General features: G+C 73.0%; 19 protein-coding genes. 10 read left to right on the forward strand and 9 right to left on the reverse strand.

The window, feature by feature from the left end:
* From CW362_RS17345 to CW362_RS17365, 5 genes are all read left to right on the forward strand, one after another.
* A partial coding sequence (locus CW362_RS17345; RefSeq protein ID WP_103550388.1) for an amino acid adenylation domain-containing protein occupies window positions 1–3,849 on the forward strand: 3,849 nt, incomplete at its 5' end.
* Window positions 3,846–4,985 carry a saccharopine dehydrogenase NADP-binding domain-containing protein gene (locus CW362_RS17350; protein ID WP_103550389.1) on the forward strand — a complete coding sequence of 380 codons (1,140 nt, stop codon included), beginning with the start codon at window positions 3,846–3,848 and terminating at the stop codon, window positions 4,983–4,985. The genes CW362_RS17345 and CW362_RS17350, both read left to right, overlap by 4 nt.
* A complete protein-coding gene (locus tag CW362_RS17355; protein WP_103550390.1) occupies window positions 4,982–6,058 on the forward strand; it encodes a Gfo/Idh/MocA family oxidoreductase in 1,077 nt (358 codons plus the stop codon). The genes CW362_RS17350 and CW362_RS17355 overlap by 4 nt, the downstream gene beginning before the upstream one ends.
* The gene (locus tag CW362_RS17360) at window positions 6,055–6,846 is read left to right on the forward strand and encodes a thioesterase II family protein (protein WP_103550391.1); all 792 of its coding nucleotides are present in this window, start codon (window positions 6,055–6,057) and stop codon (window positions 6,844–6,846) included. Before CW362_RS17355 ends, CW362_RS17360 begins: the two co-directional genes overlap by 4 nt.
* Window positions 6,843–7,481: an O-methyltransferase gene (locus CW362_RS17365; protein ID WP_103550392.1), complete on the forward strand. Its 639-nt coding sequence runs from the start codon at window positions 6,843–6,845 to the stop codon at window positions 7,479–7,481. The genes CW362_RS17360 and CW362_RS17365 overlap by 4 nt, the downstream gene beginning before the upstream one ends.
* Window positions 7,482–7,611: 130 nt before the next feature.
* On the opposite strand, the gene CW362_RS17370 is transcribed toward CW362_RS17365, so the two are convergent.
* On the reverse strand, window positions 7,612–8,991 hold the full coding sequence (locus tag CW362_RS17370; RefSeq protein ID WP_103550393.1) for an FAD-binding oxidoreductase: 1,380 nt from the start codon (window positions 8,989–8,991) through the stop codon (window positions 7,612–7,614).
* 161 nt (window positions 8,992–9,152) lie between these two features.
* On the opposite strand from CW362_RS17370, the gene CW362_RS17375 reads away from it, so the two are divergent.
* Together CW362_RS17375 and CW362_RS17380 are read left to right on the forward strand one after the other, a co-directional pair.
* Entirely contained in the window at window positions 9,153–9,503 is a 351-nt protein-coding gene (locus tag CW362_RS17375) for a VOC family protein (RefSeq protein WP_240657835.1), read from the forward strand.
* A gap of 5 nt (window positions 9,504–9,508) precedes the next feature.
* Window positions 9,509–10,693, forward strand: coding sequence for a class I SAM-dependent methyltransferase (locus CW362_RS17380; protein WP_103550395.1), 1,185 nt, complete (start codon window positions 9,509–9,511; stop codon window positions 10,691–10,693).
* A gap of 73 nt (window positions 10,694–10,766) precedes the next feature.
* On the opposite strand, the gene CW362_RS17385 is transcribed toward CW362_RS17380, so the two are convergent.
* From CW362_RS17385 to CW362_RS17415, 7 genes are read right to left on the reverse strand one after another with little or no spacing between them, the layout of a single operon-like run.
* Window positions 10,767–11,636, reverse strand: coding sequence for an alpha/beta fold hydrolase (locus tag CW362_RS17385; RefSeq protein WP_103550396.1), 870 nt, complete (start codon window positions 11,634–11,636; stop codon window positions 10,767–10,769).
* A 21-nt stretch (window positions 11,637–11,657) separates the two neighbouring features.
* Window positions 11,658–13,076 carry an NAD(P)/FAD-dependent oxidoreductase gene (locus tag CW362_RS17390; protein WP_338069063.1) on the reverse strand — a complete coding sequence of 473 codons (1,419 nt, stop codon included), beginning with the start codon at window positions 13,074–13,076 and terminating at the stop codon, window positions 11,658–11,660.
* Complete coding sequence (locus tag CW362_RS17395; RefSeq protein WP_103550398.1) at window positions 13,025–13,855, reverse strand: ABC transporter permease; 831 nt, start codon at window positions 13,853–13,855, stop codon at window positions 13,025–13,027. Before CW362_RS17395 ends, CW362_RS17390 begins: the two co-directional genes overlap by 52 nt.
* Window positions 13,852–14,670, reverse strand: a complete 819-nt coding sequence (locus tag CW362_RS17400; RefSeq protein WP_103550399.1) for an ABC transporter permease — start codon at window positions 14,668–14,670, stop codon at window positions 13,852–13,854. The genes CW362_RS17395 and CW362_RS17400 overlap by 4 nt, the downstream gene beginning before the upstream one ends.
* On the reverse strand, window positions 14,667–15,605 hold the full coding sequence (locus tag CW362_RS17405) for an ATP-binding cassette domain-containing protein (RefSeq protein ID WP_103550400.1): 939 nt from the start codon (window positions 15,603–15,605) through the stop codon (window positions 14,667–14,669). Before CW362_RS17405 ends, CW362_RS17400 begins: the two co-directional genes overlap by 4 nt.
* Before the next feature lie 45 nt (window positions 15,606–15,650).
* Window positions 15,651–15,920: an acyl carrier protein gene (locus CW362_RS17410; protein WP_103550401.1), complete on the reverse strand. Its 270-nt coding sequence runs from the start codon at window positions 15,918–15,920 to the stop codon at window positions 15,651–15,653.
* A 23-nt stretch (window positions 15,921–15,943) separates the two neighbouring features.
* Window positions 15,944–17,608: an AMP-binding protein gene (locus CW362_RS17415; RefSeq protein WP_103550402.1), complete on the reverse strand. Its 1,665-nt coding sequence runs from the start codon at window positions 17,606–17,608 to the stop codon at window positions 15,944–15,946.
* A gap of 148 nt (window positions 17,609–17,756) precedes the next feature.
* Between CW362_RS17415 and CW362_RS17420 the strand changes: the two genes are divergently transcribed.
* A complete protein-coding gene (locus CW362_RS17420) occupies window positions 17,757–19,364 on the forward strand; it encodes a (2,3-dihydroxybenzoyl)adenylate synthase (RefSeq protein WP_240657836.1) in 1,608 nt (535 codons plus the stop codon).
* Window positions 19,361–20,143: a 4'-phosphopantetheinyl transferase family protein gene (locus CW362_RS17425; RefSeq protein WP_240657837.1), complete on the forward strand. Its 783-nt coding sequence runs from the start codon at window positions 19,361–19,363 to the stop codon at window positions 20,141–20,143. The genes CW362_RS17420 and CW362_RS17425 overlap by 4 nt, the downstream gene beginning before the upstream one ends.
* Here CW362_RS17425 and CW362_RS17430 read toward each other — a convergent pair.
* Window positions 20,098–21,303 carry a cytochrome P450 gene (locus CW362_RS17430; protein ID WP_240657838.1) on the reverse strand — a complete coding sequence of 402 codons (1,206 nt, stop codon included), beginning with the start codon at window positions 21,301–21,303 and terminating at the stop codon, window positions 20,098–20,100. The genes CW362_RS17425 and CW362_RS17430 overlap by 46 nt on opposite strands.
* 208 nt (window positions 21,304–21,511) lie before the next feature.
* On the opposite strand from CW362_RS17430, the gene CW362_RS17435 reads away from it, so the two are divergent.
* On the forward strand, window positions 21,512–22,750 hold the full coding sequence (locus tag CW362_RS17435; RefSeq protein WP_103550406.1) for a cytochrome P450: 1,239 nt from the start codon (window positions 21,512–21,514) through the stop codon (window positions 22,748–22,750).
* Window positions 22,751–22,802: the final 52 nt, after the last annotated feature.

Consider the following 22,802-nt stretch of genomic DNA (forward strand, 5'->3'; position numbering starts at 1 on the left):
GGCGACGCGCTGCTGCACCAGGCGCTGCTCGACGAGGCGCGTCGGCGTCCGGACGCGACGGCGGTGATCGACCGCCACGGGAGCGTCGACCACGCGACGCTGACCGGCCGGGCCGCCGCCGTGGCCGCGGCGCTCGCCGCGCAGGGCCACAAGCCGCACCAGCGCGTCGCGGTGGTGCTGGAGAAGGGCTGGGAGCAGATCGCCGGGGCGCTCGGGGTGCTGCTGGCCGGTGGCACCTACGTCCCCGTCGAGGTGAATCAGCCCGACGCCAGGCGGGACAAGATCATCGAATCCGCCGGGATCGGTCTGGTGGTCACGCACAGCACGGTCGGCGGCGAACTGCCCGCGGGCGTCGGCCGCATCGACGTGGACCGGCTGCCCACGGCACCCGCCGAGTCGCCCGAGGCGGTGCCGGTCGCCCCGGGCGACTCGGCGTACGTCATCTTCACCTCGGGCTCGACCGGTGAGCCGAAGGGGGTGGAGATCAGTCACCGTGCGGCGGTGAACACCCTGGACGACGTCTGCCGAAGGTTCGGGATCGGCGGGCACGACGTCTCGCTGGGCCTGTCGAGCCTGGGATTCGACCTCTCGGTCTTCGACGTCTTCGGCGTCCTCGGCCGGGGCGGCACCCTGGTGCTCCCCGACCCCGAACGGCGCAGCGACCCCTCGCACTGGGCCGAGCTGATCACCGAACACGGCGTGACCGTGCTGAACACGGTGCCGGCCCAGATGATGCTGCTGGAGGAGTACCTGCGCGGCGACGGCCGCGACTGCGGGAGCGTCCGGCTGGGCATGATGTCGGGCGACTGGATACCCGTGACGCTCCCCGACGCCGTCCGCGCGCACCTTCCCCGGGTGGAGCTGTACAGCCTCGGCGGCGCCACCGAGGCGGCGATCTGGTCGATCGTCCACCCGATCGGCGAGGTCGATCCCGCTGCCCCGAGCATCCCGTACGGCACTCCGCTGGAGAACCAGCGCTTCCACGTGCTCGACGCGTTCCTGCGGCCCAGCCCCGACCTCGTCGTGGGCGACCTGTACATCGCCGGCGCCGGACTCGCCGAGGGCTACCTCGGCGACCCGGAGAAGACCGCGGCGAGCTTCTTCGAACTGCCGGACGGCGAGCGGGTCTACCGCACCGGCGACCTCGCCCGCTATCTGCCCGACGGCACCCTGGAGTTCATCGGCCGCAACGACCGGCAGGTCAAGATCCGCGGCCACCGGATCGAACTCGCCGAGGTGGAGTCGGCCCTGGCCGCCGATCCGCAGCTCGACGCGGTGGCGGTGACCACGCAGGGCGAGCGCAACGACCGCAGGCTGGTCGCCTTCGTCTCGCCCTCGCCGGCCGACCCGGCCGATCACGTCGTGGACGCGACCTTGCGGCCCGAGGTGCTCGCGGCCGCCGACGAGATCCGCGAGGGGGTGGACGTCGCGAAGGTGGTGGAGTTCGCGGCCGTGCTCGACGACGCGGCGCTGCGCCGCATGGTGGACGTCCTGCGCCGGGAGGGCGTGTGGCCGGACGCCGGGACACGCCACAGCACCTCCGAGATCATGCGGCTGGCCTCGGTGGCGTCCAAGCACGAGCGGCTGGTGCGCCGCTGGCTGGCCGCCTGTGTGGAGAACGGCTACCTGGACAGGGCCGAGGACGGCACCTTCGGCTGCCTGCGCCTGGTCTCCCCCGAGGACGTCGAGGACGCCTGGGCCGAGGTCGACCGGCTGCTGCCGGAAGCCAACGACCGCCCCGAGCTGGTGAACTACTTCAAGCTCGCCGCCACCCACCTGCCGGAGCTGATGCGCGACGAGCGGGACCCGCTGCGGATGCTCTTCCCCGAGGGCGACCTGAGCATCCACGAGGCCGCCTACATGGAGGGCTTCCTCTCCCGTTACCTCAACCGGCTGGCCACCGGCACCGTGCTGGGGGTGGCCAGGCGTAACGCCTCAGGCCGTCCGTTGCGGGTGCTGGAGGTCGGGGCGGGGGTCGGCGGAACCAGCGTCGACACCATTCCGGCGCTGGACGGCGAGAACGTCCGCTACACCTTCAGCGACGTGTCGCAGTTCTTCCTGAACAAGGCCGGGGAGCGGTTCGCGGACCACCCCTGGGTCGACTACGCGCTCTTCGACTTCAACGAGCCGTTCCGCGAACAGGGCGTCAAGCCGAACTCGGTGGACGTGATCCTGTGCGGCAACGTCATGCACTACGCGAAGGACGCCCGCGCGGTCCTCCGCCGGATGCGCGAGGCGCTGGTGCCCGGCGGGTGGCTGGTCTTCATCGAGACGACCCGCGACAACTACCAGATCCTCACCTCGATGGAGTTCCTCTTCGACGCCACCGCGGGGGACTTCCAGGACGTGCGCCACGGCAAGGACCAGACCTTCATCGGCCGCCACCAGTGGTACGACCTGCTGGCCGAGGCCGGGGCCGAGCTGGAACTGTGCGTCCCGGCCCCGGAGGACGAGCTGGCCCGCATCGGGATGCACGTCTTCGCGGCCCGCTTCAAGACCGACCGCGAACCGGTCGACACCGGGGAACTCACCCGGCGGCTCGCCGAGCGGCTCCCGGCGGAGATGATCCCGTCGCGCTTCGAGGTGCTGGACGCGCTGCCGCTGACCGACAACGGCAAGGTCGACCGTGTCACCCTGACCGGGTGGGCCGGGCAGCACCGTACGGCGGGGACCGCGGCCGCCGGGGAGGAACCGCGCGAGGCCGGCGAACTGGAGACGAGCGTCGCCGAGGTGTACGCGGAGGTGCTGCGCGAGCCGGAGGTCCCGCTCGAGACCAACTTCTACGCCCTGGGCGGCGACTCGCTGCTCGCCGCCCAGCTCGTCACGGTGCTGCGCGAGCAGGTGCCGGCCGCGGCCGGGGTGTTCTTCGACGAGTTGCTGCGCGAACTGCTGGGCGGCGCGTCGGTGTGTGAGCTGTCCGCCTTCCTCCGGCAGCAGGGACAGGAGGCGCCCGAGGAGAGCGGGACCGGCGACGAGCTCGCGCTGACCGGAGCGGCGGAAGCCCTCGGCAACCCGGTGCACGTCCTCGTCGGCGACGGTCTGGGCGACGACGCGGAACGGCTCGCCGCGGGCCTCGGGGCGCTCGACCCGGTGGTGGTGGTGCCGCCGGTGCGGGTGGCCGAGGGGCAGAACCTGGAGGACGTGGCGCAGGAGATCGTGGCGAGGGTGCGGGCGTTGAGCCCGGGCCCGTTCCACCTGGTCGGCGCGCACAGCGGGGGCGTGCTGGCGCTCGCCGTCGCCCAGCAGCTGGTCGAGCTGGGCGCCCCGGTGTGCGGGCTGACCGTCCTGAGCAGCTACCCGCTGCCCGCCACGGTCCGCGACGACGTCCTCGAAGAAGCACTGCTGTGCCTGGACCGCGGACAGGATCCGGCCGCCCTGGGCTACCCGGACGCCACCGCGCTCGGGTCCGCGCTGGCCGTGCTCGCTCCCGCCGGCGACATTCCGCCGGGCGCGCTGGCCGCGCTGGCGGACCGGAGCGAGCCGAAGCTGCGGGCGGCGGGCGGGACGGCCGCCGCGCTCGGCACGCGCTCGCGCGAGGAGCGGCTGGCCGTGCTCGCCGGGGCGCTGGGCCTCGGCGCGGACGAGCTCGCCGAACGCCTCGCGGGGGGAAGGGCGCTGGCGGCATGCGTCACCGCCCACGACCCCGGCGTCTACACCGGGGAGACCCGGCTGCTGGTGCACGCCGAGGAGTCCCCGGTCTGGCCCGCCATGGCCACCGACATGACCGCGCTGTGGGAGTCGGTCTGCGTGGGCGGTCTCCGGCAGCGGACCGTGCCGGGCGACCACTTCACCTGTCGTGGGCTGGTCACCCCCGGAGTGATCGGCCTGGCCGAGGAGGAGAACGCGTGAGCCTGCACAGCAGCCCGTCGGTCGCGGTCGTCGGCGCCTACGGCGCCGTCGGCGCGGCCGCCGTACGGGCGATCTCCGACCGCCTTCCCGACGCCGTCGTGCGGCTCGGCGGGCGCGACCGGACCCAGGCCGGGGCTCTGCTGGCCAAGTCCGGCCTGCGCGGTGACGCGGTCGAGGTGGACCTGCACGACGGCCGGTCGCTGGCGGAGTTCTGCCGCGGCGCGCGCGTCGTCCTCAACTGCGCGGGCCCGTCCTACCGGGTCCTCGACCGGGTGGCCTGGGCCGCGGCCGCGGCCGGCGCCGACTACGTCGACCCGGGCGGTGACGAACCGCTCCTGGAGGCACTGACCCGGCCGGGCACCTTCACCGGAACGGCCGTGATCACCGCGGGCATGCAGCCGGGACTGACCGGGCTGCTCCCCCGTCACCTGTGCTCCACCATGAGCGACCCGCAGCGGCTCACCGCCTACGTCGGCACCATGGACCGGCTCACCCCGGCCGGTGCCGCCGACTACCTGCTCTCCATGGGCGGCGCCTACGGGGAGGCTCGCGGTGCGATCAGGGGCGGCATCCGCGTGGAGCGCGAGCTGGAGCCGCGCACCGGTGTCGCCCTGCCGTACGCGAACAACCGGGTGGACGTCTACCCCTACCTCAGTTTCGAGTCCGCGCGGCTCCCCGAGGTCACCGGGCTCACGGAGATCGACTGGTACAACGTCTTCGACGGCGGCGCGCACATGATGAACTGCCTCAGCCGGCTCCAAGGGGCGATGCGCGGTGAGTCCGGGCTCGCCGAGGCGGCCGAGGAGCTCACCCGTGCCGCAGCGCTCGATCTGTTCGGCAGGGACCCGTTCCAGCTGATGCTCTTCGAGGTCACCGGCACCGACGCCGGATCTCCCGCCACTCGCGGTCTGGCTCTGCGCGCCGGTGACACGTACGCGCTGACCGGCCTCGCCAGTGCGCTGGCCGTGCTGGCGGTACTCGACGGCGGGGTCCCCCCGGGGGTGCACTTCGGCTCGGACGTGCTCGACGCCGGGACGGTGCTCGCCGCCCTGCGGGCCGAGCCCGCGGTCGGGCTGCTCGACGTCGTCGACCGGCCGATCCTCGCGGCCCGTGCCATGGAGGAGGGCGAGCTGTGACCCGCCCACGCGTCCTGGTGGCCGGTACCGGCTTCGGCCGCGTCTATCTGGCGGCCTTCGAGCGGGCGGACTTCGACTTCGAGCTGGCCGGGATCCTCGCGTCCGGGAGCACCCGCAGCCGCGCCTGCGCCGAGCACTACGGCGTACCGCTGTGGTCCACGGTCGACGAGGTGCCCGACGACGTCGACCTGGCCTGTGTGGTCGTCGGCGGGGCGATGAACGGCGGCCCCGGTCCGGCGCTCTCCCAGGCATTGATGCGCCGCGGCGTGCACGTGCTGCAGGAGCACCCGCTGCACCCCGACGAGCTGGTGGCGTGCCTGCGCTGCGCCACCGAGTCCGGTGTGGTGTTCCGGCTGAACACCCACTACCCCCACGTGGAGCCGGTGCGCCGTTTCATCGGGGTCGCCCGCGACCTGGTGGCCCGGCAGCAGCCGCTCTTCCTCGATGTGACCTGCGCCTTCCAGGTGCTCTACACGGTCTTCGACATCCTGGGCCAGGCACTGGGGTCGATCCGCCCGCACGGCGTCGACGGGGCGCTCGCGGGGGCGGAGGGGGCGCCGTACCGGAGCCTCACCGGCCGCTTCGCCGGCGTCCCGATGTCCTTCCGGCTTCAGAACGAGCTGGTGCCCTCCGACCCGGACAACCACAGCCACCTGTTCCACCGCATCACCCTGGGCACGGACGGGGGGCACCTCACCCTGGTCGACACGCACGGCCCGGTGGCGTGGAGCATGCGCCCGCACATGCCGGGTGACATGAAGGAGCTGGTGCGCCTCGGCGACTGTGCCGCCCCGCACCTGGAGGTGCCGGGCGTGCAGCACCTGGGGCCGGCGGAGGGCGCCTCGTACACCGAGGTGCTGCGCGAACTGTGGCCGCGGGCCACGGCCCGGGCCATCGGCGCGACCTGGGACGACGTCCTGGCGGGCGCCGACAGCCGGGGGCACGTGCAGTACCACGTCGCCCTGGCGAAGCTGGCGATGCGCGTGAGCGAGGCGTGCGGGCCGGTGCGGCTGCACCACCCGAAGGCACCGGAGCTCCTCTCCGCCGCGGACCTGCTGGAGGCCGAAGCATGAGCACAGACGTCCCGAACCCGTGGCTGCGCGGCTACTTCCCCCGGCCGGGGGCCGGGCGGCGCGTCGTGTTCTTCCCGCACGGCGGCGGGTCCGCGAGCTTCTACCGCCCGCTGGTGCGCGACCTGCCCGACGGCGTCGAGGGCATGGTGGTGCAGTACCCCGGCCGGGAGGACCGCGTCGACGACCCCTGCTGCACCGACATGCCCGGCCTCGTGGAACCACTGGCCAAGGCGCTGACCCAGCTGGACGACAAGCCCGTGTGGTTCTTCGGGCACAGCATGGGCGCCTCCGTCGCCCACGAGGCCGCCCGGCTCCTCCGCAAGGCGGGCGAGACGCTCCCGGAGCGGCTGGTCGTCTCCGGGCGGCCCGGCCCGGCCCGGCAGCGGCCGGACGACAAACACCTGGACGACGAGCGGCTGTGGGCCGACGTGTGCCGGCTCGGCGGCACCGACCGACGGTTGCTCCAGCTGCCGGGCGTGCGCGAGATGGTGCTGCCGGTGCTCCGGGCGGACTACCGACTGGTGGGCACCTACCGTCCGGAACCCGGCCGTGACCTCCCGGTACCGGTGAGCGTCTGTTACGGCACCGAGGACCCGGAGGTCGACGCGGCCGGCGCGGCCGCCTGGGCGGAGGTCACCTCGGCGCCCACCGAACTGACCGGCTTCCCCGGCGGCCACTTCTACCTGCGCGGGACCTCCCAGGCCGAGTTGACGCACTGGCTGGCCCGACGGCTGCACGGCCGCCCCCAGCACGTCCACGCCGACCCCGAGGGAAGGAACCGAGGATGATCGTGCGACCCGTCGTGGAGAAGTACGCCGAAGAGGCGTCCTCCCCCGCGCCCTCCCGGCTGGCCGCCCTGGTCGCCGACACGGAGGCCGGGACCGACCTGCCGGCCATGATGGTGGGGAGTCTGGAGGGAGAGTTCCTGGCCTCTCTGGTCTTCGCCCTCCGGCCCCGCCGCATCCTGGAGATCGGCACCTTCACCGGTTACTCCGCGCTCTGCATGGCCGAGGCGATGCCCGCGGACGCCGAGCTCCACACCTGCGAACTGAACCCGCTGCACGCCTCGATCGCGCGGAAGCACTTCGGGGCCTCGCCCTGGGCCGACCGCATCCACCTCTGGGAGGGGCCGGCCCTGACGTCGGTGGAGGGCCTTCCCGGCCCCTTCGACCTGATCTTCGTCGACGCCGACAAGCCCGGCTACGTCGACTACTACGAGGCGGTGCTGCCGAAGCTCTCCCCGCACGGGCTGATCCTGGCCGACAACGTCCTCCAGTTCGGCGGCGTCGCCAACGAGCGGGACCAGCAGCCCGACACCGTCGCCATGCGCGCGTTCAACGCCCACGTCGCCGCCGACCCCCGGGTGCGGCAGAGCGTGCTCACCGTGCGCGAGGGCGTCAGCGTCATCCGGTGGGCCCACTGAGCGGACCCGCGCACGCGACGGCGCCCGGACCTGGTCGAGGGGTCCGGGCGCCGTCGTGCGGAGCGCTGTCGCTCCCGCGGCCGCGCGGGGGGGGGTGCCCGTCCGCGTCCTGCGGACGGGCACCCCGTCCTCAGGACGCGGGCTTGATGTTGTTGTTGGTGTGGAAGAAGTTCTCGGGGTCGTAGACGGCCTTGATCCGGGTCAGCCGCTCGTAGTTGGAGCCGTAGGCGTCCTCGATGCGCTCGGCCGAGTCCGCTCCCAGGTGGTTGGCGTAGACCGCGCCGGTGGTGTACGGCAGGAGTTCGGAGTACACCTTCTCGGTCCACTCGACGGCCTCCTCGTCCTTGGCCGGATCGGTCCAGGAGGTGAGGATGCTGGTCAGATAGCCCTCGCGGTGCAGGAAGGGGGTCTCGGACGCCGGTACGTTCGACATGACACCGCCCATCAGGCCACCGCCGACCAGGCTTCGTTCGGACGGAGCGTTGACGAACCCGTCGGCGAGGATCTGCAGCGGCTCGTCGCGCAGTTCGGGCAGCAGGAACGAGCGCGGATAGTACCGGTGCCCGGCGACGGTGTTCTCGTCGAGCATCCGCTGCACGGCCACGTACGGCATCAGGCCGCAGTGGTCCAGGAGCGCGCCGGTGCCCAGCCCGCGCATCTGGCCGATCAGGTCCTCGGTGGTGTCGTCGGGGGCCGCGTGCACGAAGCCCAGGCCGATCGCCGGGGCGCCGCCCGGGGCGGTGAGAAAGGCGAAGGAGGTGGTCAGCTCGTCGGGGGCGGTCCGGTTGAACTCGTCGAGCCGCCGGGCCACGTCCACCGTCTGGTCGATGGGGAAGGCGAGCAGCCCCGCCATGCAGTCGCCCTGCGGGTGCAGGTCGAACTCGAAGCGGGTGGCCACGCCGAAGTTGCCGCCGCCGCCCCTGATCGCCCAGAACAGGTCGGGGTGGTCCTGCGCGGTCGTGGTCACCAGCTCTCCGCTCGCGAGCACGATGTCGGCGGAGAGCAGGTTGTCCACGAGCAGGCCCCGGTAACGGGCGAGCCAGCCGAGGCCGCCGCCCAGAGTGAGGCCGCCGATGCCGATGTACGACTCCTGGGAACCGGTGACGGCCAGGCCGAAGCTGGTGGTCTCGGCGTCGACGTCGCCCTGTTCGAGTCCGGGCTGGACGACCAGACGGCGCCTGGCGGGGTCGACCCGGATGCCGCGCAGCCGGGAGGTGTCCAGCAGCAGTCCGCCCTCGACCGTGCCGGTGCCGGCGAAGCAGTGGCCGCCGCCCTTGACGGCCAGCTCGATGTCGTTCTCGCGCGCGAAGTTGACGACCTTGACGACGTCGGAGGCGCCGTCCACCTGGACGATCGCCCCGGGGCTCTTCTGGAAGTAGCCGTTCCAGATCTGCTTGCGCTCGTCGTAGTCGGCGTCCTGCTCGGTGATGGTCCGGCCTCTGATGGCCTCACCCAGCTCCGCGAGCCTGGATTCCGGGATGGCCGTACCGGTCGCGGTGACGAGTCCCACGTCGGTCCTCCTCTGGGGTTGGCGGGTTCGGCCGACCCACGCTCGCGCAAGGAGGCCGATGACGAGGAGAACGTACGGCTGCCGACGGGCCCGCGAGAGACGGGTGAAAGAGGACGGAAAGGCCCCCCGGACCGCGCGGCGCGCTGGTTACGCTGGCGCACATGTCTGCACTCCGCGCGATGCCGCTGCTCACGGTGAGCGATCTCGATTCCGCAGTGGAAGCCCATGTCCGGGTCACCGGAATGGAAGTGATCATGAATCACGGCTGGATCGCCACCTTGGCCCCGCCCACGGACCACTCCGTACAGGTCAGTCTGATCACCAAGGACCCCACCGGGCCGGTGAACCCGGCGGCCTCCCTGGAGGTGGAGGACCTGGACGCGGCCCTGGCCGGGGCCCGCGCCGCCGGTCTGGAGATCCTGTACGGACCGGCGGACGAGGAGTGGGGCGTACGGCGTTTCTTCTACCGGGACCACGACGGCAACGTCGTCAACGTCCTCACCCACCTCTGACCGCCGTGGCCCCCGCCTTCCGCCACCCCGCCGCCCCCCGCTCCGGCCTCGGCGTGCCGCCCGGCCGGCGGGGGGAGTCCGCCGCCTCCGCCGGATCGGTGGCGGACTCCCCGCAGGCGTTCTCGCTGCGGCTCTTCGCCGCCGGGCTCGCCTCGGCCGAGCTGATGACCTGCTTCCTCGGTCTGGAACTGGGCCTGTACGAAGCCCTGCGTCGCACCGGCCCCGCCACGGCCGCACGGGTGGCCGAGGAGAGTGACCTCGATGCCAGGGCGGTCCGGGAGTGGCTGGAACAGCAGACCTGTGCCGGTGTGCTGACCGTCGACGAGCCCGGGGCGCCCCCGGAGGCACGGCGGTTCACGCTGCCGCCGGCCCACGCGGAGGCGCTGCTCGACGCCGACAGCCCGAACTGGATCGCCCCGCTGGTCGTGATGCCCATCGGCGGCATGGCGGCCGTGCTGCCTCAGCTGGTGGACGCCTACCGCGGCCGCCGGGGCCTCCCGTACGCGGCCTACGGCGAGGCCCTGCGCGGTGGTCAGGCAGGCCTGAACCGCGGTGTCTTCGAACACCACCTGCCCGGCTGGATCAGCCGCCACCTGCCCGACATCGACGCCCGGCTGCGGGTGCCCGGGAGCAGCATCGCCGACGTGGCGTGCGGCTCCGGCCTCTCCACCCTGGCGCTGGCCCGGATGTTCCCCGACGCCGAGGTGCACGGGCTCGACCTCGACGAGGCGTCGATCCGGGACGCCGAGGCGAACCTGGCCGCCACCGATCCCGCGGAGAGGCTGCGCGACCGGGTCCGGTTCCGCGCCGGTGACGCCGGCGACGCCGGGCCGGCCGGTCACACCCTGGTCTGCGTGTTCGACGCCCTGCACGACATGTCCGCACCGGTGGACGTCCTCCGGGCCTGCCGCCGGCTGACGGCTCCGGGGGGCGCGGTGCTGCTGATGGAGCCGTCCGTCGGCGAGCGGTTCACACCGGCCGCGCCGGACAGCGAGCGCTTCCACTACGCCGTCAGCGTGCTGCACTGCCTGCCGGTCGGGATGAGCCGGACGCCGAGCGCGGCCACGGGCACGGTGATGCGCCCGGACACCGTGCGCGCGTACGCCGCCGAGGCGGGCCTGGACACCAGGGTGATCGACGTGGGGCACCCGTTCCACCGGCTGTACCGGCTCACGGCCCGCCCGCGGTGAGGCGGTTCGCGCGCACGGCGACGGCTCCCGGCCTCCGTGGGAGGCCGGGAGCCGTCGCCGTGCCGGAAGGGCGTCAGTCCTCTTCCGGCCGGTCCTCGGAGGGTCGGCGCGAGCCGCGCGGGACGCCGACCTTGCCGGAGCGCAGGTAGTCGGCGACCAGTGCGTTGACCTCGGTGGGCTTCTCCAGCAGGGACGCGTGCCCGCAGTTGCGGATCTCGGTGTACTCGGCGGTGGGGATCAGGTCCGCCAGTTCCCGCGACAGGTGCCGGGGCGCCACTATGTCGTGCTCCATGCCCACCACGAGCAACGGCACCCGGATCGCGGCCACTTCCTCGTCGCCGGGCCGGAAGGCGGTGCTCGCCTCCGCGTGTCCGATGGCCCCGTGCCCGCCCGACTCCGCCAGCCCGGCCAGCCCGTCCAGGTAGGGCGCGATGAACTGGTCGCGGTTGAGCGCGCGCGGCCCGAACAGGTACATCGCCCGGAAGACCCCCTCCAGCAGGGCCGGGACCTTGTGCCCGTTCTTGAGCCGGTCCACCGCCTCGGCCTGGATGGCCTGTTGCAGCTTGCCGGGCTTCCACGGAACCCCGATGAGGGCGGCGCGCTCGATGAGGTCGGGGCGCTTCATCGCCAGCTCCAGCAGGATCATCGCGCCCACCGAGTAGCCGATGTAGGTGCAGGGTCCCAGCTCCAGCGCCTCGTTGAGCGCGGCCAGGTCCTGTCCGAGCAGCTCCACGGTGTACGGCGGAGGGGTCTCCTCCGACGGGTGCACACCGCGCAGGTCGAAGGTGACGACGCGGTATCCGGCCTTCGTCAGCTGCGGCACCTGCATGGTCTCGAACAGGGACGCCTGGTGCTGGCCGGGCACGAGCACGACCACGGGACCGTCCTCGGGCCCGTGGATGTCGTAGCTCAGGGTGACGTCCGTGGGCAGGGTGACTTTCATGGTGTTCCCTTCTGTGGGCGCTCAGCCGGTGACCAGGCGCTCGAAGTCCTGACGGCTCGGTCCGACGTGGTCGCGGCGTAGATCGGGGTGCTCGCGCAGGAATGCGAGCACCCGGCGGGCCACCTTGCGGTCCCCCATCAGCTCCGCCGGGGTGAGCAGCATGTGGTAGACCCGCTCGGCGGCGATCCGCACGTGCTCGTCCTCCTCGCGCAGGACCGCGAGGGCGGTGAGGACGCGGGCGGACAGCGAGTCGTCGTGCGCCCCGCCCGCCAGCTCGGCGAGCCGGGCGGCGTCGGTGGCGACCTGCTGCTCGAACCACTGCCCCAGGCACCGTTCGGTGGCCGCGTGGGTCTCCGTCGCCCAGTCCTCCGGGTCCCGGTCGAGCCGGCCGAGCTGGTCGGCGACGGTCCTGGCGTGCGCCAGGCCGAGCGAGACGCCTCGCCCGAACGTGGGGTTGGTCTGTACGCAGGCGTCTCCCACCAGCACGAAGCCGGTGACCAGCGGGGCTCCGTCCGCCACCAGCGACCGGTGGCGGTTCTCCAGCCCGGCCATCGGCATCGGGCCGCCGACCGGTGCCGCCCCGTCGAGCCAGTCGCGCACCGGGGCCACACTGTCCAGGAAGCGGAGGTAGACCCTGCGCTCCAGCAGCCGGGTCCGCACGGGGTCGTGGGAGGACACGGTGGTCGACAGGTGGAAGCGGCCGTTGTCGCCGGGGAAGGCCAGCACGGTGGCGAAGTCGAGCTCGTGCACCACCGGGGCCCGCAGGGACGGGAACCTGGTGCCGCCGCCCAGCGCGAACTCCTGGGCGATGTAGGAGAACCCGCAGGACTGGACCGTCTCCCGGGGCGGGAGGCCACCGATCCCGGTGAGCCAGGAGGCCGCCGAGGACCTGCGGCCGGTGGCGTCCAGCACCACGTCGGCGGTCACTTCGCCGCCCTCCGCGAGGCGGACCCCGTACACATGGGGAACACCGCGCGGAGTCCCGGTGCCCAGCAGACCGGTGGCCCGGTCGTGCAGCAGCGTGACCGCACGGTCGGCGGCGACCCGGCGGCGCAGTGCGGCCTCGAAGACCAGCCGGCGGCTGAGCAGACCGAGGTCGTCGCCGCCCGTCTCCAGGGGCACGGGGACCGCGCCGCGGCCGGTCAGGTCCGCCAGCACCTCGGGGCACTCCTCGCGCAGCACCCCGATGCCCAGCCCGAGCAGGGCGTGCCCCTGGCGGGCGTGCGGCACCCCGCTCCGCTCCCAGTCGGCCACTTCGGCGTGGGGCCCGCCCTCGGGGGGCGGACCGTCCCGCTCGACGAGCGTCACCCGGTGCCCGCGGCGGGCGGCGAAGGCCGCGAGGCCCAGACCGGCCACTCCCGCGCCCAGCACGACGATGTCCGCCACGGTCAGCCGCGCTTCACGAGCATCGCGAAGCGCCGGGTGGCGACGGCCGTGCACACCGCCGTGACCCCGAGGGTCCAGGCGGCGGTTCCGAGCACCGGTGCGGTCAGCGCCCCCCGGTGGGAGAGGCCGGCCAGGGCGTCGGCCGCCAGGGAGACGGGGTTGACGCTCACCGCGGGGCGGATCCAGTGCGGGAACGCCTCCAGCGGTACGTAGCCGCTGGACATCAACGTCAGTACGAGCGTGGGCATCTGGACGTAGCGCACGATGATGCCGGGATGCTGGGCGACCAGCGCGACGGCGACCGCCAGCGCACTGCACATCATCCCGAACAACGCCACGATCCCGAAGAAGCCGAGGACCGCCAGCGGTCCCCGGGAGAACCGGAAGCCGACCGTGTGGGCGACGAGCGTCACCAGGACGGCCACTCCCATGATCCGTACGAAGTCCCCGCCGATCCGCCCGAAGACGTACGCCCGCATGTCCAGCGGCATCGCCCGCAGCCGGTCGAACACCCCGCTGCGGATGTCGCTCCACAGGGCGATCGCGGTGGTGAGGATCGAGGAGAACGCCGTGGTGAGCACGATCAACGGGGCGAGCCGCCGGACGTAGTCGACGTCCTGGGTGTCGCGCACCAGCACGCCGAAGGCCGCCAGCAGCATGAAGAGCTGGAGCAGCGGAAAGGCGACGGTGACGATGAGCATCATCCGGTTGCGGACGAACTGCCGGATCACCCGTCCGGCGATGATCGCGGAGGCCCTGGTCAGGGTGGTCGGTTCGGACGAGGGGGACGGCAGCACCACCGGTGCGACAGGTCCCGTCGCCTGCGCGGTCATCGGACGGCCACCTTCCTGAAGGCTGCGGTCGTGGTCCACGAGAAGACGGCCAGGAGGCCCACCAGCCACGCGAGGCCGGGCAGGGTCGCGCCCCAGGTGAGTTCGGCGGTCGAGAGGGCGCGCAGCGCGTCGATCACCCCGGACACCGGGGATGCCGCGACGACCGGCCGGAGCCAGCCGGGGAAGAGGTCCGCCTCGACGAAGCCGGTGGAGAGCACCAGCAGCGGCAGGTACGGCAGGTGGAGCACCGCGCTGAGCGCCTCCAGGTTGCGCAGGCGCAGCGCGATGGTGGCCGTGGCCAGCGACAGCGCCACGGTGAACGCCACGGCGAGCGCGAAGAATCCCAGCGCGGCGAACGCCCCGTGGTCGAAGCGGAAGCCCGCCAGGTGCCCGGCGAGGACGATGGCGACGCTGGACAGGAGACCTTGCAGCGCCACCACGGCCAGGTGTGCCAGGCCCATCGCGCGCATGTCGACCGGGCTGGTCAGCAGGCGGGAGAAGACGCCGCTGGAGCGGTCGGCGGCCAGTTCGGTGGCGCTCCCGATGGCCACGAACATCAGCGCCTGGACCAGGACGGTCGGGGTCACGAAGCGGCCGAACCCGATCCCTTGATCGTCGAGCATTCCGGCGAAGGTGCAGTAGAAGACCGCGAGGAAGAGCAGCGGCTGCACCACGGTGGCGACCAGGCCGCCCCGGGAGAACGAGCGCACCCGCAACCGGTCGAAGAGCACGCGGAAGTCGTGTCGCCGGCCGGCCGGCCGGCCCGGGAGCGCCGGGGCGCCGGGCACCGCGGCGACGTCGGACGTGGTGCTCATCGGGTGGCCTCCTTCTCCATCGGCTCGGTGAGCGCGAAGAAGACTTCGTCGAGCGTCGGCCTGGTCACCTCGATGTCGGCGATCCGCAGTCCCTTGCCGTCCAGCCGACCGAGCACCGCGGCGACGTCCTCGGGACGCGACATGGGCACGGCGACCTTGTCGCCCTCGGCGGTCACGCCCGGCAGGTCGCCGAGAGAGTGGCGCGCCGCTTCGGCGTCGGCGCCACTGGTCATGGTGAGCCGGCACATGATGCCGCCGACGTCGCGCTTGAGCTCGTCCGACGAGCCGTCCGCGAGGACCCGGCCCTTGTCGATGACGACGACGCGGTCGGCGAGCTGGTCGGCCTCCTCCAGGTACTGCGTGGTGAGCAGGACGGCGACCCCCCGTCCCGCCTCGGCCCTGACCATGTCCCACAGGAGTTTGCGGCTGCGCGGGTCGAGGCCGGTGGTCGGTTCGTCCAGCACCAGCACCGGCCGGGGGACCACCAGACTGACGGCGAGGTCGAGGCGGCGGCGCATACCGCCGGAGAGGTATCCCACGGGCGTGTACGCCGCCTCGCCCAGCTCGAACCGCTCCAGCATCTCCCCCGCCCGCTGCCGGGCCTCGCCCCGGCCCAGGCCCAGCAGCCGGCCGAAGAACACGAGGTTCTCCCGGGGGCTGATCTGCTCGTCGAGGGCGGCGAACTGCCCGGTGACCGCGATGTTGGCGCGCACCAGGGACGGCTCGCTCCCGGGGTCGTGCCCCAGGACGCGGATGGTGCCGCCGTCCGGCCGCAGCAGCGTGGTCAGGCAGTTGATGAGGGTGGTCTTGCCCGCTCCGTTGGGGCCGAGCAGGCCCACCACGCTTCCGGCCGGTATCCGTAGCGACACACGGTCGAGTGCGGTCTGCTCGCCGAATCGTTTGGTGAGGCCCGACAGGGAGATCGCCTCGGTCATCGTGGCTCCTTCATGACGTCGTCGTGCTCGGGTCGGTGGTGGCGATCACGACGGCGTCCGGGCCTCGACCTGGCCCAGGACGTAGGTGAGCACCTGTTCGGTGGTCTGGATGGCACGTCCGGTCTGCTCGTCGATCGGCGGCAGGTCGAAGTCGTCCTCGATCGCGAACGCCAGCTCCAGCAGGGCGAGGGAGTGAAACCCCAGGTCCTCGACCAGACGCATGTCTTTGCCCGCCTCGAACCGCTCCCGCTCAGGGGCTAGTTGCTCGATGATCGCGAGTACGGTCTCGCGCACCTCTTCGCTGGAGTAGGACATGTGATCTCCTGTTCTGTGGCCGGTCAGGCAGTGGTGTCGGCCGCGGCGGACACCGCGTCGAAGGTGTGCTCCCGGCTGAGGCTCTGCCACAGCTGACGGCGGCGGCTCTTGCCGCTGCTGGTGCGCGGGATCGCGCCGCGCGGCACCTGGGTCACATGTCTGCGGGTACCGGGGCAGGCCGCGGCGAGCACGTCCTCGGCCACCTCGGCGGCCCGGGTGTCGAGTCCCTCCAGCACAGCCACGGCGTGCGGGCGCCCGTCCGCCTCGCCCAGCACCACGCAGACCCTGCTCAGGTCGAGTCCGGCCCGCCCGAGCATCAGCTCGACGTCCTCGGCGAAGAGCGAGCGGGCGTTGACCTTGACGCTGTCACCGAGCCGGCCCAGCACGTAGAACTCGCCCGCCAGCTCGAAGGCGACGTCGCGGGTGAGGAGCCGACCGTCCTCGAAGGCGGTGCCCCCGGCAGGACCGGCCGCGAGGTAGCCGTCGGCCAACGAGGAGCCGCGAAGCGCCATTTCGCCGACGTGGCCCTCAGGCAGCGGCCGTCCGTCCTCGCCGACGACCTGCACCGTCAAGCCGTCCAGTGCGCGGCCGCAGCTGATCACCCGGACCGTCTCGCGGGACGTGGCCTCGGCCGCGAGGCTCACCTTCGCTCCGACCCGCAGGTCGTCCCGGTGCACGCGGACGGAGCGCGGGCTCTCCCCGAGGGGCGCTCCGGTGACGGCGAGGGTGCTCTCGGCCAGACCGTAGGCGGGGGTGAGGGCGTTCGGGGACAGTCCGTGCGGGCTCATCAGATCGGTGAAGCGGGTCACCAGCGCGGGATCGATGCGTTCGGCCCCGACGATGACCGCCCGGGTGCGGGACAGGTCGGCGCCTTCGAGGTCGGCAGGGCCGATCCGGTCCACTATGCGCTGTAGGCCGAACGCCGGGGTCGCGGTGATCGTGGCGGGCCGGTCGACCCGGTTGGCGTCGAAGCGGGTGACGTACGACAGCGGGTGGCGCAGGAAGGTCTCGGGCCTGCACACCGCCAGCCGGTTGTTGCCGGAGACGGGCACCACCAGACAGCCGATGAGCCCCATGTCGTGGTGCATCGGCAGCCAGGAGCACCAGGAGTCGTCACGGCCCGCCCGCTCCCAGGCGCGGATCGCGGCGGTGTTGGCGTCGAGCGCGGCGTGGCTGATCCGCACTCCGCGCGGCCTGCCCGAGCTGCCCGAGGTGAACTGGACGAGGGCCTGTTCGTCGGGGGCCCGCCGGCCGGGCCCGCCCGCGCCGAGCTCCTCCAGCAGCAGGACGCGCGTGCGTGGCCCGGCCTCGGCGAGCACGTCCACGGCGTAGTCGTGGTGGGCGGCGTCCACCACCACGGTGTCGGCGTCCACGGCGGTGACGACGGCACGGACGTGCGCGCGGGCGGCCTCGCCCGACACCCGGGTGGGGGGCGCCAGTACGCTCACCACGCATCCGGCGGCCTGTACCCCGTAGAAGGCGGCGACGAGGTCGGGTCCGGTGGAGCACAGCAGCGGCACGACCGCCCCGCGGGGCACGCCCTCCGTGATCAGCCCGCCCGCGATCCGGCTCGCCGCGTCGGCGAGTTCGGTGTAGGGCCGGTAGGTGTGGGACACCTCGTCGAACATCTCCACGCCGGTGTCGTCGCGGGGTGCGTCGAGCCAGCTCAGCGTGTGGGGTCGGCTCATCCATCACTCCTCGGCGGGCGGCCCGGGGGCCGGGGTCTCATCGGCGACGCTGGTGACGATAGGAGCGATCGCGGCGGCGTCCGTCGTCTCTTTCACGGCTCTGTTCGTCCCGGGCGGCGCGGCCCGGCGGGCCGGAACACTGGCTGCCATGGATGAGTTCACTCCGTGGAGCGACGAGGACGCCGCCCGCTACCGGGCCGCCGGGATCTGGCAGGGGGTGCCGCTGGGCGACGCGCTGACCGGGACGGCGACGGTCTTCCCCGACCGGACCGCCGCCGTGGACCGCCGACGCCGCATCACGCACGGCGAGGTGCGCGCCGAGGCCGACGAGATCGCACGCGGTCTCCTGGCCCGGGGGGTGAACCCCGGTGACCGGGTCATGGTCCAGCTGCCGAACGTCGTCGAGTTCCTCACCGTCACGGTGGGGATGTTCCGGGCGGGCGTCATCCCGGTGTTCGCGCTGCCGGGACACCGGGAGAGCGAGGTACGGCACCTGATCGAGGCGTCCGGCGCGGTCGGCTACGTCACCACCGACCGGTTCCAGGGCTTCGACTACCGCGTCCTCGCCCGCTACGCCGCGTCCCTCCCCGGCGTCCGCACGGTGATCGTCGCGGGTGACGGCGGGGACCTCACGCCCCTGGACCGGGTCCGCGCCCAGGGCGCCGGCGGCGGGCCGTTGCCCGGAGTCGATCCCTCGGGCGTCGCGTTCCTGCTGCTGAGCGGCGGCAGCACCGGGAAGCCCAAGCTGATACCGCGTACGCACGACGACTACCTCTTCAACATCTCCGCCTGCGCACGGGCTCTGGAGTTCGACGCGGAAAGCGTGTACCTGGCGGCGAACCCGGCGGCGCACAACGCCGCCCTGGGGTGTCCGGGCGTGCTCGGCGCACTGCTGGTGGGCGGCAAGGCGGTACTGGCGGCGAGCCCCTCCCCCGACGAGGCCTTTCCGCTGATCGAGCGGGAAGGGGTGACCCACACCACCGTGGTGCCCGCCCTCGCGGCGCTGTGGTCCAAGGTCGCCGCGAAGCGGCCGGTGGACATGAAGGGGGTCCTCCTCCAGGTGGGCAGCTCCAAGTTCGACGAGCAGGCCGCCCGGCGCACGCAGTCCGCGCTCGGCTGCCGGATCACCAACTGGTTCGGCATCGGCGAGGGCCTGCTCACCCACACGCGCCTGGACGACCCGGAAGAGGTGGTGCACGGCACCGAGGGCCGGCCGCTCTCCGCGCTCGACGAACTCCGCCTGGTCGACGAGGAGCTGCACGAGGTACCGGCGGGCGCGGTGGGCGAGCTGGTCACGCGCGGCCCGTACACCATCAACGGCTACTGGAACGCGCCCGAGGCGAACCGCACCTCGTTCACCTCCGACGGCTTCTTCCGCACCGGCGACCTGGCCAGGCTCACCCCCGAGGGCAACCTGATCATCGTCGGCCGCGCCAAGGACGTGATCAACCGGGGCGGCGAGAAGGTGTCGGCCGACGAGGTCGAGGGGCACCTGCGTGGCCACGGGGCCATCGACGACGCCGCGGTGGTGGCCCGGCCCGACGCGGAACTGGGCGAGGCCGTCCTCGCGTTCGTGGTCCCCGGCGACGGGCCGGGACAGGCGCCTTCGCTGGTGGAGATCAAGCGGTACCTGGCGGGCAAGGGGCTGGCCGCGTTCAAGCTTCCCGACGAGGTGCGCGAGCTGCCGGCGCTGCCGCGGACCCCGGTAGGCAAGATCGACAAGGTGGCGCTGCGCGCGATGGCGGCCTCCGGTTGACCCCTGCGACGGCGGTCCCCGGTGTGATCCGGACGCTGCTGCCGGCGTACGCGGCGGCCCTGGAAAGCAGGTACGAGCTGACCGGCCCCGAGCTCTTCGAGGCGGAACGGCGACAGGTGGCCGACGCGTTGCCCGCGCGCCGCGCGGAGTACGCCACGGTCCGGCGTGCGGCGCGCGCCTGCCTGGCCGAACTGGGCGTCCCGCCCGCCGCGCTGGTGCGCGGCGTCGACGGAGCGCCCCGGTGGCCGGCCGGGACGGTCGGCTCCCTGACGCACTGCCTGGGCTACCGGGCAGCGGCGGTGGCACGGACCCGGGACGCCGACGGGCTGGGCATCGACGCCGAACCGTGTGCGCCGCTGCCCGCCCGGGTGCTGGCCCGGGTGACCTCGGCGGCCGAGCGGGCCCACCTCGACGAGTTGGGGGCGGCCGGGGCGGACGTGCCGTGGTGCCGACTCCTCTTCAGCGCCAAGGAGGCGTACTACAAGGTCTGGTATCCCGCGACGGGGTGCTGGCTGGGCTTCGACGACGCCGAGGTCCTCATCGAACCCGGCCGTGGTTCCGGCACGTTCGTGGTGCGGCCGGTCTCGGGCGGCGCCCGCCGGGCCCGCCGGGCGGACGCCGCCTTCGACCCGGTCGCCACCGGCTTCCCGGCCCTGTGCGGGCGCTGGGCGGTCGGCGCGGGCGTCGTGGTGACCGCGCTCACCGCGCCGACGGGCTCGCTGCCCCGCCCGGCTCAGGCGGGACGCACCGCCACCGGAACGCTTCGGCGGGCCCAGTAGGGGAACCGGAAGCCGCCCTCGCTGGGCTCCCACACGCCCTCGCCCGCCGACTCGATGTCCGCGAAGCGGGCGACCAGCCGCTCGAAGACCACCGTCCCCTCCACCCGCGCCAGCGCCGCGCCGAGGCAGTGGTGCACGCCGCCGCCGAAACTGAGGTGCGGGTTGGGCGACCTGGTCAGATCGGCTCGGGCCGGATCGTGGAACACCCGCTCGTCGTGGTTGGCGGAGGCGAGCAGCAGCACCACCACCCGTCCCTTGCGGATCGTCAGTCCGGCGATCTCGATCGGCTCGAGGGCCAACCGGGTGGTGGCGTGGATGGGTGCGTCGTAGCGCATGAACTCCTCCAGCGCGCTGCCGACGACACCCGGACGGTCCCGCAACTGCTGCTGGGTGTGCGGCTGCCGGACGAAGAGGTCGCCGCCGGTGGCGATGGCGTTGGTGGTCGTCTCGAAGCCCGCGTAGTAGACGAACAGCGCGTTGTCGATGATCTCCTCGTCGGTCAGCGGCTCCTCGCCCTCCTTGACCGCGGCGAGCATCCGCGACAGCAGGTCCTCGCCCGGACGGCGCCTGCGCTCGCGGACCAGCCCGGCCATGTACTCCCGCAGCTCGACCACGGCCCCGTGCGCCTCGCGCTGTTTGTCCGGCGGGATGAAGACCGCGAACGCCTGGGCGAGCGAGGTGGACAGGCGGGCGACGTCGGCCCGGTCGGGGCCGGGGATGTCGAGCAGCTCGCTCATCACCGTCATGGGTACGGGCACGGCCAGGTCGGCGACGAGGTCGAAGCGGCGCTCGTCGGCGAACCGGTCCAGCAGTCCGTCGACGATCCGGGCGACGGGCTCGCGCAGACCGCGCACCATCGCCGGACTGAGCGACTTGACCAGCAGTCGGCGCAGCCGCGTGTGGTCAGGCCGGTCGCGGTCGACGACGATGCGCCGCAGATAGTCGTTGGCCGGCCCCTCGCCCACCGACACCGCCTGGTACTCCTCGGGGAACTCCCGGCCGAGCCGGGGGTCACGGAGCAGCGCGGAGACCTCCTCGTGCCGCGAGAAGACCCACTGTCCCGGGCCGCCCCGGCAGACCGGGCCGTAGTCGCGCAGGCGGCGGTAGACCGGGTAGGGGTCGCGCACGGCGCGCGCGTCGTCCATCAAGAAGCGCGGCATGTTCAGCACGGTGTCCAACGCTGCGTCACCTCCCGGCACCCTCAGGTGCGCGGCTCGGGTCCGGTGGTTCCCCTCGCCCGCCCAGTCTGCGGGCCCGGTGCGGAGCGCCGGACGGCGATGAAGGACTGGCGACAGGTTCCCGCGTCCCCGCTCCCGAGCTGACAGGCTCACCGGACACCACGCGCAAACCTCAGGAGGTCCCGGCCGCATGCGAGAGCTGCCCGTCAAGTTCGACTCCCGCGATCCCGCCGTGGTCGCGGACCCCTACCGGGTGTACGCCGGTCTCCGCGCGGCCGGCCGGCTGGCCCGCGGCGCGGCCGGCCAGTGGGTGGTCTCGCACCACCAGGACGTCAGCCGGCTGCTCAAGGACCGTCGGCTCGGGCACGAGTACCCCCCGGAGTACCACGAGTTCTCCACCGGCGCGGGGCCCGCCAACGAGTTCCTGAAGCGGATCGTGCTGGACCAGGACGCGCCCGCGCACACCTTCCTGCGGGAAATCATGCAGCGTTCGTTCAGCCCCGGGCTGATGCGCAGGCTGGAGGACTACGTCGCCACGCAGGTGGACCGGCTGATGACCGAGGCCCAGGAACGGGCGGGCGCCGGCGGGGTGCTCGACGTGGTCGCCGATCTGGCCTTCCCGTTGCCGGTCACCGTGGTCTGCGAGCTGATCGGCATCCCGGACGTGGACCGGGCCGCGGTGCGGCCGCACGCGGTGGAGCTGGCCAAGGCGTTCGCCCTGTACGTGCCTCCCGAGGAGCGGGCGGCGGCGCACGAGGCGGTGACCTGGCTGCGCGACTACGTCTCGGCGCTCGTCGACGAGCGGGCCATGCGGCCTGCCGACGACCTGATCAGCAATCTGCTGGCCGCCCGTGCCGCGCGTCCCGGCTTCGACCGGGAGACCCTGGTGGACAACGTGGTCTTCCTGTTCTTCGCAGGCTTCGAGACCACCACCAACCTGATCTCCACGGCCTTCTCCGCACTGTTGCAGCACCCCCGTCAGCTGGCCCTGTTGCGCGACCGGCCGGAACTGGCGGTCCCGGCCGTCGAGGAGTTCCTGCGCTACGACGCGCCGATCCAGGCCACCGCGCGCTATGTGAGGGAAGCGGTGGAGATCGACGGCCGCACCGTGCGCGCGGGCCGCATCCTGGTGCTGCTGCTGGGTTCCGCCAACCACGACCCGGCCCGGTTCACCGACCCCGAACAGCTCGACATCACCCGTGCCCCCAACCCGCACGTGAGCTTCGGCGGCGGTGTGCACCACTGCCTGGGCGCCGCACTGGCCCAGGTGGAGGGGCGCGCGGTGCTGCGGTGGCTGGCGCACGCCCCGGCCACGCCGACCGCGGCGGGCGCCGTCGAACGGCGGCCCAGCGTCACCTTCCGCGCCTACCGCAGCATCCCCGTCAGGCTGGAACCCGCCGCACGGCCGCGGGTGGCGTCCTCGCCCTGATCCCGCGGCCGTGGCGCGCCCGTACGGCCGGAGAACGGCCCGGCCGGGCCCC

It is taken from the genome of Streptomyces populi (assembly GCF_002911015.1).
Classification (GTDB): domain Bacteria; phylum Actinomycetota; class Actinomycetes; order Streptomycetales; family Streptomycetaceae; genus Streptomyces; species Streptomyces populi.

Bases quoted from the DNA above. Each gene is read 5' to 3' on its own strand.
- CW362_RS17360 (WP_103550391.1), top strand. From the start codon at position 6,055: ATGAGCACAGACGTCCCGAACCCGTGGCTGCGCGGCTACTTCCCCCGG.
- CW362_RS17365 (WP_103550392.1), top strand. From the start codon at position 6,843: ATGATCGTGCGACCCGTCGTGGAGAAGTACGCCGAAGAGGCGTCCTCC.
- CW362_RS17375 (WP_240657835.1), top strand. From the start codon at position 9,153: ATGTCTGCACTCCGCGCGATGCCGCTGCTCACGGTGAGCGATCTCGAT.
- CW362_RS17385 (WP_103550396.1), bottom strand. From the start codon at position 11,636: ATGAAAGTCACCCTGCCCACGGACGTCACCCTGAGCTACGACATCCAC.
- CW362_RS17395 (WP_103550398.1), bottom strand. From the start codon at position 13,855: ATGACCGCGCAGGCGACGGGACCTGTCGCACCGGTGGTGCTGCCGTCC.
- CW362_RS17400 (WP_103550399.1), bottom strand. From the start codon at position 14,670: ATGAGCACCACGTCCGACGTCGCCGCGGTGCCCGGCGCCCCGGCGCTC.
- CW362_RS17405 (WP_103550400.1), bottom strand. From the start codon at position 15,605: ATGACCGAGGCGATCTCCCTGTCGGGCCTCACCAAACGATTCGGCGAG.
- CW362_RS17410 (WP_103550401.1), bottom strand. From the start codon at position 15,920: ATGTCCTACTCCAGCGAAGAGGTGCGCGAGACCGTACTCGCGATCATC.
- CW362_RS17415 (WP_103550402.1), bottom strand. From the start codon at position 17,608: ATGAGCCGACCCCACACGCTGAGCTGGCTCGACGCACCCCGCGACGAC.
- CW362_RS17420 (WP_240657836.1), top strand. From the start codon at position 17,757: ATGGATGAGTTCACTCCGTGGAGCGACGAGGACGCCGCCCGCTACCGG.
- CW362_RS17430 (WP_240657838.1), bottom strand. From the start codon at position 21,303: ATGCCGCGCTTCTTGATGGACGACGCGCGCGCCGTGCGCGACCCCTAC.
- CW362_RS17435 (WP_103550406.1), top strand. From the start codon at position 21,512: ATGCGAGAGCTGCCCGTCAAGTTCGACTCCCGCGATCCCGCCGTGGTC.